The following is a 15,908-nucleotide window of genomic DNA, read 5'->3' as shown; positions in this document are numbered from 1 at the left end:
TACTTTTACAGTAGCTAATGAAGGTACTCACAAGATTTCCTTCTACTCTGTTGATGCTGCTGGAAATACTGAAACTGCTAATACTGCTTATGTAAAAATTGATAAAGCAGCTCCTGTTACTACTTCTAATGCACCTACTAACTGGTCTAAAGATGATGTAACAGTAAGCTTAATTGCAACTGATACACTTAGCGGTGTAGCTAAAACTTTCTATTCAGTTGACAATGCCGATTATCAAGAAGGTACTACTTTTACAGTAGCTGATGAAGGTACTCACAAGATTTCCTTCTATTCTGTTGATGCTGCTGGAAATACTGAAACTGCTAATACTTCCTATGTGAAAATTGATAAAGCAGCTCCTGTTACTACTTCTAATGCACCTACTGACTGGTCTAAAGATGACGTAACAGTAAGCTTAACTGCAACTGATACACTTAGCAGTATAGCTAAAACTTTCTACTCTATTGATGATGCTGATTATCAAGAAGGTACTACTTTTACAGTAGCTAATGAAGGTACTCACAAGATTTCCTTCTACTCTATTGATACTGCTGGAAACACTGAAACTGCTAATACTACTTACGTGAAGATTGATAAGGTAGCTCCTGTTACTACTTCTAATGCACCTGCTGACTGGTCTAAAGGTGACGTAACAGTTAACTTAACAGCAACTGATGCACTTAGCAGTGTAGCTAAAACTTTCTACTCTATTGATGATGCTGATTATCAAGAAGGTACTACTTTTACAGTAGCTAATGAAGGTACTCACAAGATCTCCTTCTACTCTGTTGACGTTGCCGGAAACACTGAAACCGCTAATACTACTTATGTGAACATTGATAAAACAGCTCCTGTTACTACTTCTAATGCACCTACTAACTGGTCTAAAGATGATGTAACAGTTAACTTAACTGCAACTGATGCACTTACCAGTGTAGCTAAAACTTTCTACTCTATTGATGATGCTGATTATCAAGAAGGTACTACTTTTACAGTAACTAAAGAAGGTAGTCACAAGATTTCCTTCTACTCTATTGATACTGCTGGAAATATTGAAATTGCTAACACTACTTACGTAAAAATTGATAAAACTGCACCAACTATAGAAATGAAACTAGATAATGAATATACAATTGGTAGTATACTACCTGCTTATATTGCAAATGACAATCTTTCTGGTGTAGCTACTGAAAAGATGACTGTTTTCGCACCAAATGATGCTACTGGAAAAGTTATTGCAAAGGGTACAAGCTATATTCTTGATAAACCTGGTACTTACAAAGTAAATATTACAGTTACTGATGCTGCTGGCCTTACAACTACAATAGAAAAAGAAATCTATGTAATGGAAATATCAGATGCAGATATACAAGTATACTCAAGGGATGCCTTCCAATTATGTCCTTTTAGTAATACACTTTATCCAAGAATAATAGTAAGGAATACATCAAATAAAGAAATAAACTTAGCAGATCTTCAATTAAAATATTTCTTTACAAATGAAGGAAATGGACAAAGTATATTTGAATGTGATTGGGCTGGTTTAAATTGTTATCCAATAACATGTAGCGTAAGAAGTAATTTTGTTAGAGATAATTTTGGAAATAGCACATTAACTCTTTCTTTCCAAGGTAATAGAAAGCTAAAACCAGGCGCAATATTAGAGATTCAAGGAAGAATTCATGAGCCAAATTGGAAGATATATAATAAATTTAACGATTACTCATTAAACACTGAATGGTATTCAAAAAATGACAGAATACCTGTTTACTACAAAGGTCATAAAGTTTGCGGAACAGAGCCTAAAATAGATGTTGTAGATGATACAAAAATAACAAGTAATGACTTTACACTTTTATCTCAAGATGCAAACCAACAAGTACAATATACCCATACTCTTTATCCTAGAATAAAGATAAAAAATATTTCAAATAAACAAATAAAATTCTCTGATATGAATTTAAAGTACTTCTTTACAAGTGATGGAATAAGATGCAATATATTTTCTTGTGATTACATTTCAATCAATAATAGAGGAATAAGAAGCAATATCAACGGTAATTTTACTTGGGACAACTCTGGTAATACAGTTTTAAATCTTTCATTTGATGATGATGGAACAGTCTTTATGCCAGGAGATGAAATTGAAATACATTGCAGAATTTATAATCTAAATTTCTGTAGGGTATATAATAGATTTAATGATTACTCATTAAACACACAAAGTTCAAGAGGTTTTTCACCTAATGATAAGATATGTCTGTATGTAAAAGGAATAAACGTTAATGGTATAGAACCTCAATAAATAATAACTGTTAATAGTAATTTTTCAAAAAACAGCTCAAGCTATTTTTAAATAGCTTGAGCTGCCTTTCTTTGTCTAAAAAATAAAATTTTCTTTGAAATCCACTACTTTATAACTTAATTCTTCTATAAAATCACTATATTCTAAAACTCATATCGTACATACTCGTATTCACAAGGATTGCCAGCAGCTATATATATAGCCCCTTCTTCAGGTACCATGATAAATGATGCAAGTGTCGCTGATGATACTGGAACAGTAGAATCAATGTGTCTGCATATAGAATTTGGCTTTTTGTCATGATCCACCAAGATTTTCTTAATGATTTCAATATTTATTTCTCCATAATGCTGATTCATTAAATTGAGAATTCTATCTAAACGATGGTAGCTGTCTGGCTGCAATTGTGGTGCAGTATCAACTTCCTTGAATCGTTCTGTAATATAATGATTAGAATGCAATATTATATCCCTTTCAGGATATATAAGTTCAAAGTCGTTATGAATACTCTCAATACCTAACATATGCCCATTTTTATCAGCTAAATGATAGTAACCAAGGCCACGAGCAACTTGTTTAAGGATATTTATGGCATCATTAATATTTTTCTCTCTCATAACTCTTGGGAGGTAACATCCTACAGGAATATTAAATGCGTAATTTTTACCTATAGTAGCGTTTGCACACATCCCGAATCCAGTAGATGAAAATGTAAATTCGCTTGAATTTGAAAAACTTAATATGAATTGTTTAAGACCATTGGCGTGATGAATTTTTAATAGATCTATAGGAACTTCAGGAAGAAAATCTATATTTTGTCCCAGTATAGTTTTCCCATCTTGTGTTGCCTTTCCTGTTACTGCAAATGAAGTGCAAAGTCCTGAGATATTGTCATAACAGAAAGTGAGCTCATTATAACATTTCTGAGTAAATATTTCTTCAAAACTAAGTCCAGTTGCGTCAGCCTGACCACGCATTATCTCAATTAAATAGGGATCGAATGCTTGAACCGCAGGAAAAAACTTCATAGCCCTAATGATAACATCTTCCTTTGATGCTTTGTGAAAAAGTGTCATGCTATTATAAATATTTTCTGAAATTTTTAGGATACTGTCTTTACAGCCTTCCCCCCATTGCCGCCCGATTTCATAAGGAGTACCTTGACATTCAATAAGTTTAAACTCTTTAAGATTCTTCATTGTATTTTCTCCTTTCACCTTCATTAAAATTAATCTTACCTATCTCTACAGACAAAAATATATTCAGCGTAAGTATATAGCATATTTTCATATTTTTGTAAATTTGTTTTAATTCTATTCCCTACTATTTCTTTTGTCAAGAAATAAAACAACTTAATTTTTTAGTAAATCGCTTAACTATCTCATAAAAATAAAATATTACTGAAAACTTTAAATTCCAGTAATATTTTATAATTAAATTATACTTATTAACTTATAAGTCATGGTTAAATGCTGTAATCATCAACATCGAATTTACAATTTTTATAATAATATTTACGATCTTCTTCTGTAATCTCACGAACAACCTTGCATGGATTTCCTACTGCTATCATATTATCCGGAATGTCTTTAGTAACAACACTTCCTGAACCTATAACAACATTATTTCCAATATGAACTCCAGGATTTATGACAACACTTCCTCCTATCCATACATTGTCTCCAATTACCACCTCAACACCATATTCATAACCTGAATTTCTTGATTTAGGATGAATTGGATGCCCTGCTGTATAAATTGAAACGTTAGGTGCAAACATAACATTTTCACCAATTGTTACCTTCCCTACATCTAGTATTGTGCAATTATAATTGGCGAAAAAGTTATTACCAACTTCAATATTCTTACCATAATCACAGCGAAATGGTTGTTCTATAAAAACTTTATCACCAGTTTTCCCTAATATATCTTTAATTAATTCCTCCATTCTATTTGTTTTGTCTGGAGAAAGTAAATTATACTCATGTATTTTCAACTTATTTTCCATTCTCTCTTCACTAAGACCATCTAACCAAGCTTTATATGGTAATCCTGCTAGCATTCTTTCTTTTTGATTCATCTTTTATCCTCCTTTTTTTAGCTCTATTTGTAAATAGTAAATTATATAAAGCTCTATGTAAATCCACCTAAGGAAAAACAAAAACAAAATGATAAACTCCTTTCATTTATAATTTACTAGTCTTATTATTTTTGATAGATATTATTCATTTTTTAATTAATCTATTCATTTACGAAAACGATATTAGTATAATCAAATTAAGAAAGCTAGGAGGAAGATATATGAGTAATATAAAAGTAATTATTATGGATGTAGATGGCACATTAACTAATAGTAAAAAAGTAATTACCCCAAAAACTAAAGATGCCTTAATAAGAGCACAAAAAAGTGGAGCTATTTTAATTTTAGCCTCAGGAAGGCCTACATCTGGATTAATGGATTTTGCTAAAGAATTAAAGATGGATGAAAATCATGGACTTTTAGTTTCTTTTAATGGTGCTAAGGTTGTTGATTGTGAAACTAACAAAGTTCTATTTAATGAAACTATGACCATCGAACAAGGACAAGCAGTACTTGAACATATGAAGAAATTTGATGTTAAACCTATGATTGATAAAGGTAACTATATGTACGTTAATGATGTTTTTAATAATGAGATACATTATAATGATACGGTTCTTAACATAATCCAATACGAATCGCGTGGTGGCAAATTCAAGTTATGTGAAAAGGATGATTTAGCAGCCTTTGCTGACTATCCATTAAACAAAATCTTAACTGCAGGTGATCCTGAATATTTACAAAACCATTATGATGAAATGATGGAACCTTTTAAAGATACTTTAAGTTGTATGTTTACGGCAGATTTCTACTTTGAATTTACTGCCAAAGGAATTGATAAGGCTAAAGCGTTAGATACTGTACTAATTCCTATGGGATATAAAAAAGAAGAAATGATTGCTTTTGGAGATGGTCACAATGATGCATCAATGGTTAAATATGCTGGTATAGGGGTAGCCATGGCTAATGCAGTAGATGATTTAAAAGCTATTGCTAATGAAGTTACTTTATCTAATGAAGATGATGGTATTGCTTATACGCTAAGTGAGTACATAACTCATATAGATATTTAAACTATACTTAACCACACACCACTAAACTTTAATAAAATATTATATAATATTCATGAGGTGATCTTTGTGAATATTTTTAGCAAATTGAATAAGCTAATCGACTTAACTGAAAATGAAAAAACATTGGTTAGCTATATGCAAGACAATCCTGAAATCTTTGTAAAAATGAGTGCTCTTGAAATTAGTGAAGCTTGCTTTATTTCAACCTCAACTATTTATAGACTATGCCAAAAACTAGATTTATCAGGTCTATCAGAATTGAAAGTGCAAGTATCTGCATCTATTAATGAGTATTTAAAAGAAAATAGTTCAATAGATTATAACTATCCATTTAACCAAAATGAAACACAAAACCAAATTGTACTTAAAATGAAAGAATTATATGAACAAACACTAGTTTCTTCATTAAATTTAATAGATCTTGAACAATTAAGATTAATTTCTAATGTTTTAAAAAACGCCAAGCACATTGATTTTTATACATCTGCTGGAAATATTTATTTTGCAGATAACTTTAAGTTTCAAATGCAGGAAATTGGAACCTTTATTAATGTTCCAATTGAAGAGTATCATCAACTTTTAACTGCATCAACCAGTGATAAAACTCATGTTGCAATAATAGTTTCCTTTTAAGGTAGAGGAGTAATAATAGAAAAAATAGCTAATATATTAAAAACAAATAAAATACCTATTATTTTAATTTCTTCTACAAATGAAAATCCTATTACCAAATATGCAAATTATCACTTGTATTTGAGTTCAAATGAAAATCACTTTAATAAAATTTCATCTTTTTCAACAAGATTATCTTTATTATATGTTTTAGATTGTATATACACATGTTATTTTAAATTTGACTATGATAAAAATGTAAGCTATAAACTTAATGCATATAAACAATTATCTGAAAAGTAAGTGTAAATTTTATACTTACAACAATGCATTGATATTTCAATATTATATAACCTAATAACTGATTTCATATTTATCCTTATAGTGTATTTTTCATAGAATACTCTGTTGTAATAGGAAAAAGGGATATTGCAAGCTTCATATTGCTTGTAATATCCCTTTTCTTAATTATGCCAACGCAATGTATAGCAAACTATTTTCTGAAAAATTAAAAAATTAATCATCACTTTCGATTAACAATCCATATACCAATACAGGCTAAAGTCAAAGCTACCAAGTTTTTAATTTCAAATATTGACTCTCCAAGTAAAAAAGCAGATAATATTGCACCAAATATAGGTGTCAAAAAGTTATACATAGTTATATTTCCTACTTTATTATATTTATATAGGGTAGACCATATCACTAATGCCACTGATGATATAAGTGCCATATATAATAGTAATATTCCTGATTCTGCAGATATAATAGGTAGATTTCCACCAGCTGATTTTCCTATTATTATAAGCATTAAACTCCCCAATATAAGTTGCCACCCTGTTATAACAAAAACATCGTTAGTCTTTACTAAATTTTTATTATATATACTTCCAATCGATCCCATTAATGCTGAAAAAATTAGAAGTCCATCCCCCATTAAGTTGAATGAGCTACCTATTGTTCCTATTTCAAAGTTAAGTACTATAATTGATAGAAAACCAATAATACAACCTATAATCTTTTTTCTTGATAGCTTGTCGTCCATATAAATAAAGTGAACAAGAAAAATATTTATAAACGAACCTAAAGATCCAAGTATAGAGCTCTTTACCCCTGTGGTATTAGTCATACCTATATAAAGAAATACATATTGCATCAAAGTATATATAGCCCCTAATAACGTAATCTTTTTGAAATCTCCTATAGATTTAGGCATTATACTCTTCCCCATTAACTTCTGTATAACAATTAAAATTATCCCAGCTATTAAAAATCTATATCCTGCGAATATTAATTTTAAAAAGCTCTCATCTGAACCTATCCCAAATACGTCATACCCAAGTTTAATTGCTGGATATGCACTTCCCCACAAAAACGTACATAAAATTGCTAATAAAATTATATATTTTCTGTTTGTAAATATTTTTTCTATATCTAATTTAATCATCTTTAGCTAAATCAACTCCTGTCTTCATATATCATTCCTATGTTTCTGTAACTTATAGTTAATGAGCATTTTTTATCTACTAACTAAAATAAAAAGCACTACTTATAACTTTTATATATCATAAGCAGTGCTATTTCTATTCGACAATTCATTATCTAATAGTCAAAATAATCTTTTCTATACTTAGTATAAATGACAAGCAACAGAATGATTTCTTCCTATTTCTTTTAGCTTCGGTTTTTCATTTAAACATTTATCCATGCATTTTGTGCACCTAGAACAAAACACACAACCTGCTTGTATATCTAAAGGGCTTGGCGGCTCCCCTTTTATGCCTTCTATCTCACTATTATTTCCCATTTTAATAGAAAAAACTGAATCCAATAATGCTTTAGTATATGGATGGATAGCATCAGTAACAAGCTTATCACTATCAATTACTTCAACAATTTGTCCAAGATACATTACTATAATTCTATGACTTATATTTCTAACTACTGCCAAATCATGGCCAATAAAAATATAAGACAAATTCCTCTCTTTTTGCAAATTCATAAGAAGCTCAATCACTTGTTCCTGTATAGAAACATCTAAAGCAGATGTAGCTTCATCACATATTATAATTTCAGGATTTAGGGATATTGCTCTGGCTATTGCAACTCTTTGCTTTTGCCCACCACTTAGCTGATGAGAATATCTTTTCGTAAAATCCTCAGTTATGCCAACCATTTTAAGTAATTTTTTTGTTTCTGCTTTAGCCTCATGTTTATTCATAAGATTAAAGTTTAGCAGTGGTTCACTTACAATATCTCCAATTTTCATACGAGGATTGAATGACTCAACAGGGTCTTGAAATACCATCTGGAATTTCTTTCGATTTTGTCTAAGCTCTTCGCCCTTTAAATTAGTAATATCCTTACCATTATAAATTATGTTACCTGAAGTCACAGTTTCTAATTGAGTAAGAATTTTTGCTATAGTACTTTTACCACATCCACTTTCACCAACAATCCCTAAACATTCACCTGGAAATAATTTAAAACTTACATTATCAACTGCAGTTAATGTTCTGCCATCTTGTAAATTAAACTTCTTTGTAAGATTCTTTACCTTAAGTATTGCTTCTTTCTTTTTCCTCAATATTGTATCCTCCTAGTTCAGGCACTGCTGCTAATAGACTTCTAGCATATTCACTTCGTGGACTATTTATAACCTGATCTTTAATCCCCCACTCAACTAATTCACCCTGTCGCATTACTCCAATCTTATCACACATATAAGACGCTACCCCCATATTATGAGTAACTATTATTATGCTTGTATTAAAATTTTCTCTAAGCTCCATCATTTCTCTAACAACCTGTGCTTGAATAGTTACATCAAGGGAACTTGTAGGCTCATCAGCTAGGAGAAGTTCTGGTTCCATTGTCATTGCCATTGCTATAGCAACTCTTTGCTTCATCCCACCACTAAGCTCAAAAGGATATGAATTCATTATACGCTCTGCATCAGGCAACCTCATTTTTCTAAGCATATCAACAGCTTTATCATGTGCATCAAGCTTAGAAATATTAAAGTGACTCCTTATAGTTTCAATAAATTGATCTCCAATCTTTAATATAGGCGTTAATGACCTCCCTGCATCTTGAAATATCATTGCTATCCTATTGCCTCGAATCTCTCTCCACTCTTTCTTAGAATATTCAAGAAGATTTCTATCCTTAAAAATAATATCTCCAGAAGAAATACTACTTCCAATAGGGGGTATACCTAGTATTGAACGCAGAAGTGTTGACTTTCCACTTCCGCTTTCACCTACTATCCCAACTATCTCTTTATGTTTAATTGACATGCTTACATTTTTAACTATAGAAGCTTGCTTCCCATAGTTTATACATAAATTATTTATATCTAGAATTTTTTCACTTATCATTTTAAGTCTACTTTATTATCCAACATATAGAAGTCAATTGGATAAACATCCATTCCACTAACTGTATTTTTGCTTACTCTATTACTCATTGGTGTAACTAAGAATAAACCAGCATTATCATCAATTAGAATCTGTTGCACTTTTGTAGCTATATCATATCTTTTTTGAGTATCATATTCATTTTTATATTGATCTATTAGGGCATCCACATTTGCATTGCTGTATTTCCCAAAGTTTGTATTTCCACCTGTTTTAAAATATAACTCTAAGAATGACTGAGGATCTCCTGTAGTTGCTGTATTTACATTGTATAAGCAAAGATCAAATTCTCCGCTTTTTAATACTGGATTTACTGTTTCATAAGATTTTAAGCTAGCATCTATACCAATTTCTTTAAGCTGCGCTTGCATTGCTTCCCCGATTACAGGAATCTCTGCACGTGTTGGGAATACAGCAATACTTAAAGATAACTTCTTACCATCTTTTTCTACTATTCCATCACCGTCAGTATCTTTATATCCTGCATCACTTAATATTTTAGTAGCTTCAGCTTTATTATACTTATATCCTGTAAGATTCTTATCTCCAAAAGGCAATGATCCTGGGAAAGGTCCAGTTGCAGGTACAGCAGTACCCTTTAGTAACGTATTTGCATAAGATTCTCTATCTACTCCTAAAGCAATAGCCTTACGAACTGCTGGATCTTTTAGGAATTCGTTTTTGAAATTAAAATATGACATCACTATTCTAAGACTAGTAGTTGTACTTATTGCATATTTAGACTTATCTTCAAATAGAGATAAATTATTAATTGACACATTGTTAGCTACATCTATCTCACCTGATTGTAGTGCCATTGAACGTGTATTGTCGTCTTTAATATACTTGAAAGTCGCCTGATTTATTAGTGCTTTTCCATCCCAATAATCCTCAAATCTTTCTACTACTACCTCAGCACCATCAGCATATGACTTAATTTTAAATGGACCTGTCCCCACTGGATTTTTAGCTATAGTCTCCTCAGCCACACTAGTATCTATTATTGAATTTATAGGATCTGCAAGATTTCCAAGTAGTGTTGTATGGGGTGCTTTAGTAGTTATAGTAAGCTCCTGCCCATCTGCTGTTATAGAATTAACATTTAACATTTCTTGTGTTCTAGGATTTGCTTTTAATGCTCTTTCCATGGATGACTTTACAGCACTTGCTGTAAGTGGATTACCGTTTTGAAACTTAACACCTTCTCTAACATGAAACTGCCAAGTTAAATCATCAACCTTTTTCCATGAATCAGAAAGCATAGGTACTATCTCCATATTTTTATCAAACTTCACTAAAGTTTCACCTATACCATACATTGAAACATACCAACCATTCCACTCAAGAGCAGGATCTAGATTGGTTTGATATAGATTTAATCCAACTACAATGTTTTTTGGTTCATTATTTACAGAATTGTTTTTTGTACAAGCAACAAGGCTGGTAAACAACATAATTACTAAACTTAAAATCGCTACTTTATTCTTCATTTGCTAATCTTCTCCTTAATATTGTTTATTGGGATCTAATATATCTCTGATGATTTCTCCAAGTAAATTAAATATAGTTACAGTTATGAACATTGCAACCCCTGGATATACCATAAGCCAAGGGGCAGTTTGTATGTAGGTTCTACCTTCATTAATCATATATCCCCATTCTGGAGTAGGTGGCTGAGCCCCAAGACCTAAAAATGAAAGGGATGAAATCTCGAGTAGCATGCTTCCTATATCCATTGTAGCCATTACAATAAGGGCTGAGATAATATTAGGGAACACATACCTCAAAATTATCTGATACTCCTTAGCTCCTCCCATTTTTGCAGCTTTAATATAATCTTTTCTTTTTACAGACATGGCCAATCCACGACTTAAGCGTGCATATTTAGGCCAATGTACTACAGCTAAGGCTATAACAGTATTTATTGAACTAGGCCCAAGTACTCCTGCAACTGCAATAGCAAAAATAATCCCAGGAAATGCAAGGAAAATATCACAAAATCTCATTACTATTGTGTCAACAATTCCTCCCCAATACCCTGCTAGTGTTCCTAATGCTGTTCCAATTATAAATACTGTTATAACTAAACTAAACGTCATTTTTAAAGAATTCAATGCACCATACAAAATTCTAGAAAACAAATCCCTTCCTAATTGATCTGTACCTAGTGGAAATATAGCATTTGGCCCCCTAAGTGAATTCGTCATATCTGTTTTAAGAGGATCATGGGGCGCTATATATGGTGAAAGTATGCCTATTGTAACTAAAGCAAATGCTAACATACAAATAACTACGAATGATTTATTTTTTCTTATAGCTAAGATTGTACTTTCCAAATTAAGCCCCCTTTTCTAGCCTCATACGTGGATCTAAAATATAATATGAAATATCGACTAACATATTAATCAACATATAAATAATAGTCATCCATACAACATAGCCTTGTATTAGTGGATAATCTCTAGTAAATATAGCCTCTATAGCTAATTTCCCCACTCCTGGCCATGAAAATATGGTTTCTATAATAACCGCACCTCCAAGTAGCACCCCAAAGGATAATCCCAATTGAGTTATAATTGGTGATAAAGTTGTCCTTAGAACATGCCTTAACAATACAGATCTATCTCTAACTCCTCTAGCTCTTGCACCAATTACATAATCTTGAGATATCTCTTCAAGTATGTATACCCTTACCTGCCGCACATATCTGGAAGCCATTAAAATAGTCATAGATGCTGAAGGCAATATAATACTTGTCCAATTTGTGCTTCCCATCACTGGAAGCAGTTTAAACTTCAGAGCAAATATGTACATTAAAATTATTGCTATCCAAGGTGCTGGAAGTGATATTCCAAGAAACGATATCCCTCTTATTACGTTATCTAATAACCTATTTCTATAGAGAGCTGATAGTATTCCAAGAGGAAGTGCTACAATCACTGTCATTAACATTGTTAATCCCGCAAGCTTAAAGGTTGCAGGTAAAGCTCCTAATATCAAGTCTAATACCGGCTTACTATATTTATAGGAAATTCCAAAATCGCCACTAAACACACTTGCTAGCCAATTCAAATACTGAACGAAAAATGGCTTATTTAATCCCAATCCTTCTCTAACTTGCTGTATAAGCTCCTGTGAAGGTGTATTTCCAGTAGCACTAAGCATTAATTCTGCTGGATCACCTGGCGAAAGATATGTGAGCGCAAATGTTAAAAATGTTATTCCGAATAAAACAGGTATAACATATATTAATCTGTGTATTATGTACTTTCTCAATTTCTTTTCATCACCCTCTCTATTTATCATCAGAATTCTTTTTTAATATTTATTAAGCATCATTTATTTTTTCTTATAAACAATATAAATCTCTTAGGATTTTCAATGAATTCTACCAGAAATAATGGCGATACTTAGTATTAACTGTAAATGATATTTATTATCAGTTAATTTGTAAAATCATTATATATGAATTTTTATTAAATAGCAATATAATTTATTTTATTTAACCATTACTTGTTCATGATTAGATTTCTTAAACTTGAATCCAATTCAATAGAAATTTAGAAAAATCCCTATTTAGCCCCTTTATCAGCTATGATAGTGCTCTTTTAAAACCCAGAAATTACATTTTTAAAGTATTAAATAACTACCGATTGAATTTTGATCTATAACGAAAGCTGACTTTGATGAATAAAAATAAAGTCAATGTTCTCTTCATTTAGAAACATTGACTTTACTCTTAGATATTATATATGATTATTTTTTATTAACCTGTAACTTATTTAAATAATAAAATAGTATTTACATTAAATCTGGCGATGTACCAGTATATTATGGTTCCATTCCCCAATTTAAATTATCTGATAAATATGCTGTAACCTTATTCCAGTCACCATAAGTAGATGCTGTAGAATTAAATGAATAGTCTCCTACCTGTGTATAATTAGTCCAATCTGTTTTGTTTATTCTAGATTGTATTTCTATACTTTGACCTGCTCCAAGGCTACCAGCTCCATTTCCGAAACTAATCTCTAAATAATTATCTGCACCAGATTTAGCTTCAGGCATTTTAACAAATGTTCCAATTACATTGTTAGCGCCTATTGAAGACCAATCACAAGTAAACTTTTGTTCTTTTTCATTATCACTAGTGTAGTAATAACGTATTTTTACATCTGATAAGTTAATATCTGTATTTCCTGTATTTATTACCTTCAATCTTGGGCTAAGTGTATTTGCTGTACCTGATAAAGAATTATTAAACTCTTGTACTTTAAGATTACCTGATTGTTCTGGCTGACTTGGTTTTACAGAGTCAGACATGTGTATCCCTGCAATATATGCCTTTAATGCAGCCTCACTAGAATTTATTCTCCAATCAGTTTCTTTATCTATACTAAAAGTAACAATTGTATTAATTAAACTATATTTATCTGAATTAATACTATTAAAAGCATCTGTATACCACTCAGCTTTATCCCCCCCTATTTCTGTAGCTGCAAATTCTGATATTGAAATAGGTTTATTTTTTACTTTTACTGCATTGTAAGCTTGTGAAAATATTTCATCAAAAGATTGCCAAGTGCTACCCCAGCTTTGAGTTGTACCCCAGTTATATCCATCCATAGATATAATATCTACATAATCATCACCTGGATAATTACCTAAATAACTAGCACCTTTTCCCACGCTTGAAGCATTAACATTAAAATCCCACTTAACATTACTAGCTCCTACTTCTCTAAATATATCTACAACATGTCTAAATGCAGCTATAAATGTTTCATTTGTATTTACTTTACTGTCTCCTAAAGCCCAGTCATACCAATTACCATTTGACTCATGAAATAATCTTATAATTATATCTTTATTATAAGTTTTAATATCTTGAGCCATTTGTCTTATATATTCATCTTTTAGTCCATTTGCTATATCTAAGTTAGACATACCCCAAGCTTCCCATGTAAGCGACATTTTTGAATTATTTCCATATACCGCATCAAAGTTTGCTTTTATATCAGAAAAGTTAGTTTTCCAATTAATGAACATATTTACTACATCAAGGTGTTTTTGTTGCAAGTTTTCAAAATCCTTTATACCTTGTGTTGTTGGCTGATCAGCAAAAAAAGCTCCATATTTTATCTCCCTAGTACTACTTGCAGATGCCTTTTGTCCATTTCCACATAGAACTAAAGAGCATACTAATATTACACTTAATGCAAGAAATGATTTAGTTTTTCTTTTCAAATTCATTTTATCCCCCCACAATTTTCATATTGTTATCTTCCAAAATAATGTTTATTTAGTTTAATTGTAAGACGCCCAATTATAATATGCCTTTACTGGTGTTACTCCATCGAAATGATTTAACCAAGAATCTACACCAATCCCTGGCCATAAATTCATCATAATTTTTCCTGGATGTTTTGGAATATTAGTAGTTGCTTTATGCACTTCTCTGCCATCAACATACCATGCAATATAATTTGGTTGCCAATTAAACGCATAAGTATGAAATGAATTTGATGCATCATAACCTAAATTATAAAGATATTCATGATTTCCTACACCATTTGTATAATAGTTAAATTGTACCTTTGTGGTGTCTTTTCCTAAGAACTCTATATCTATTTCATCCCATGGAGTATTATCACTAGGACCTGTATAAGTAAAGAATGAAGAAACTACTCCAGTATGCTTTGCAGGTTTCATATTTACCTGATAAAATCCATAACCGTATTTATTATTTGAACGATACTCTCCACCTGCATATGGTACTGATCCACCTTTATTATCCTTAGTTATAGAAAGTTCCATTTGCCCATTTCCATAAAAGTTAACATTACTAGCTCTCCATGTACAATTAAACATGTCACCGTTTGACCATCCATCTGACTTTGACCAATTACTTGTATTGAAATAACTAAAATCTTCTCCCATCTTAGATGTAGTTGCTGCATGAGCATTTGTAGATAATAATGCTACTGATGCAAAAACCCCTAATGTTAATACAGAACAAGCTAAAGTTTTTAATTTTTTCTTTATCATATTTATTCCTCCTAATTTTTATTTGCTTTAAAATTCAACAAACGTTTACAAAGTGATAATTACATAACTAAGCCTATAGTTTTACTAAATATTAGTCACTTTTATCTACCACTTATGTATCTTTATTATATATCCACATCTTATTTCAATATATAGCATAAACTTACTATTTTATAGGAACAAATTACTATATATAATCATATATCCTTACAAATAAATATGACCTTACCCAATTTACAAGAATGGTTAAGGTCATATTTAGTACTTAATAATATTTACTACTTGCCTAAAGAGTATTAGATTCCTATCGTAAAGCATTTATTCAGTAATGGAGATGGAATTCTGATATAGAAAGCTTTAGCCTAAACTAA

Annotated in this window: 14 protein-coding genes; 4 read left to right on the top strand and 10 right to left on the bottom strand. The window is 31.1% G+C overall.

What is annotated here, in order from left to right; all coding sequences use genetic code 11:
* On the top strand, positions 1 to 2,305 hold a 2,305-nt coding region (locus tag FAY47_RS16625; RefSeq protein WP_279232129.1), incomplete at its 5' end, for a cellulose binding domain-containing protein.
* Between the two features lie 143 nt (positions 2,306 to 2,448).
* Here the strand turns inward: FAY47_RS16625 and FAY47_RS16620 are convergent.
* The gene (locus FAY47_RS16620; RefSeq protein WP_185966876.1) at positions 2,449 to 3,504 is read right to left on the bottom strand and encodes a C45 family peptidase; all 1,056 of its coding nucleotides are present in this window, start codon (positions 3,502 to 3,504) and stop codon (positions 2,449 to 2,451) included.
* Positions 3,505 to 3,770: 266 nt separating this feature from the next.
* A complete protein-coding gene (locus tag FAY47_RS16615; protein WP_143318055.1) occupies positions 3,771 to 4,385 on the bottom strand; it encodes a sugar O-acetyltransferase in 615 nt (204 codons plus the stop codon).
* Positions 4,386 to 4,606: 221 nt separating this feature from the next.
* Here FAY47_RS16615 and FAY47_RS16610 point away from each other — a divergent pair, with 221 nt between their 5' ends.
* From FAY47_RS16610 to FAY47_RS21295, 3 genes are all read left to right on the top strand, one after another.
* Positions 4,607 to 5,458, top strand: a complete 852-nt coding sequence (locus FAY47_RS16610) for a Cof-type HAD-IIB family hydrolase (protein ID WP_143318054.1) — start codon at positions 4,607 to 4,609, stop codon at positions 5,456 to 5,458.
* Positions 5,459 to 5,524: 66 nt separating this feature from the next.
* Entirely contained in the window at positions 5,525 to 6,091 is a 567-nt protein-coding gene (locus FAY47_RS16605; protein ID WP_243129648.1) for a MurR/RpiR family transcriptional regulator, read from the top strand.
* A 12-nt stretch (positions 6,092 to 6,103) separates the two neighbouring features.
* Positions 6,104 to 6,373: an SIS domain-containing protein gene (locus FAY47_RS21295; RefSeq protein ID WP_347562805.1), complete on the top strand. Its 270-nt coding sequence runs from the start codon at positions 6,104 to 6,106 to the stop codon at positions 6,371 to 6,373.
* 220 nt (positions 6,374 to 6,593) lie between these two features.
* Here the strand turns inward: FAY47_RS21295 and FAY47_RS16600 are convergent, their stop codons facing one another.
* The 8 genes from FAY47_RS16600 to FAY47_RS16565 all read right to left on the bottom strand — a co-directional run bounded on the left by FAY47_RS16600 (position 6,594) and on the right by FAY47_RS16565 (position 15,537).
* Positions 6,594 to 7,517 (bottom strand): DMT family transporter, encoded by a 924-nt coding sequence (locus FAY47_RS16600; protein ID WP_143318053.1) that lies wholly within the window; start codon positions 7,515 to 7,517, stop codon positions 6,594 to 6,596.
* 183 nt (positions 7,518 to 7,700) lie between these two features.
* A complete protein-coding gene (locus FAY47_RS16595; RefSeq protein ID WP_143318052.1) occupies positions 7,701 to 8,657 on the bottom strand; it encodes an ABC transporter ATP-binding protein in 957 nt (318 codons plus the stop codon).
* Positions 8,629 to 9,450 carry an ABC transporter ATP-binding protein gene (locus FAY47_RS16590; protein WP_143318051.1) on the bottom strand — a complete coding sequence of 274 codons (822 nt, stop codon included), beginning with the start codon at positions 9,448 to 9,450 and terminating at the stop codon, positions 8,629 to 8,631. Before FAY47_RS16590 ends, FAY47_RS16595 begins: the two co-directional genes overlap by 29 nt.
* Positions 9,447 to 10,979 (bottom strand): ABC transporter substrate-binding protein, encoded by a 1,533-nt coding sequence (locus tag FAY47_RS16585; protein WP_143318050.1) that lies wholly within the window; start codon positions 10,977 to 10,979, stop codon positions 9,447 to 9,449. The genes FAY47_RS16590 and FAY47_RS16585 overlap by 4 nt, the downstream gene beginning before the upstream one ends.
* A gap of 15 nt (positions 10,980 to 10,994) precedes the next feature.
* Positions 10,995 to 11,825: a nickel transporter permease gene (nikC, locus tag FAY47_RS16580; protein ID WP_143318049.1), complete on the bottom strand. Its 831-nt coding sequence runs from the start codon at positions 11,823 to 11,825 to the stop codon at positions 10,995 to 10,997.
* A 1-nt stretch (position 11,826) separates the two neighbouring features.
* Positions 11,827 to 12,795 (bottom strand): nickel ABC transporter permease, encoded by a 969-nt coding sequence (nikB, locus tag FAY47_RS16575; protein ID WP_185966875.1) that lies wholly within the window; start codon positions 12,793 to 12,795, stop codon positions 11,827 to 11,829.
* A gap of 525 nt (positions 12,796 to 13,320) precedes the next feature.
* The gene (locus FAY47_RS16570) at positions 13,321 to 14,742 is read right to left on the bottom strand and encodes a cellulose binding domain-containing protein (protein ID WP_185966874.1); all 1,422 of its coding nucleotides are present in this window, start codon (positions 14,740 to 14,742) and stop codon (positions 13,321 to 13,323) included.
* A 54-nt stretch (positions 14,743 to 14,796) separates the two neighbouring features.
* A complete protein-coding gene (locus FAY47_RS16565) occupies positions 14,797 to 15,537 on the bottom strand; it encodes a glycoside hydrolase family 16 protein (RefSeq protein WP_143318048.1) in 741 nt (246 codons plus the stop codon).
* Positions 15,538 to 15,908: the final 371 nt, after the last annotated feature.

It is taken from the genome of Clostridium sp. HBUAS56017 (assembly GCF_007115085.1).
GTDB classification, from domain to species: Bacteria; Bacillota; Clostridia; order Clostridiales; family Clostridiaceae; genus Clostridium; species Clostridium cibarium.
The sequence above is the reverse complement of the archived record's forward strand: the minus strand, read 5'-3'. Positions and strand labels throughout refer to the sequence as shown.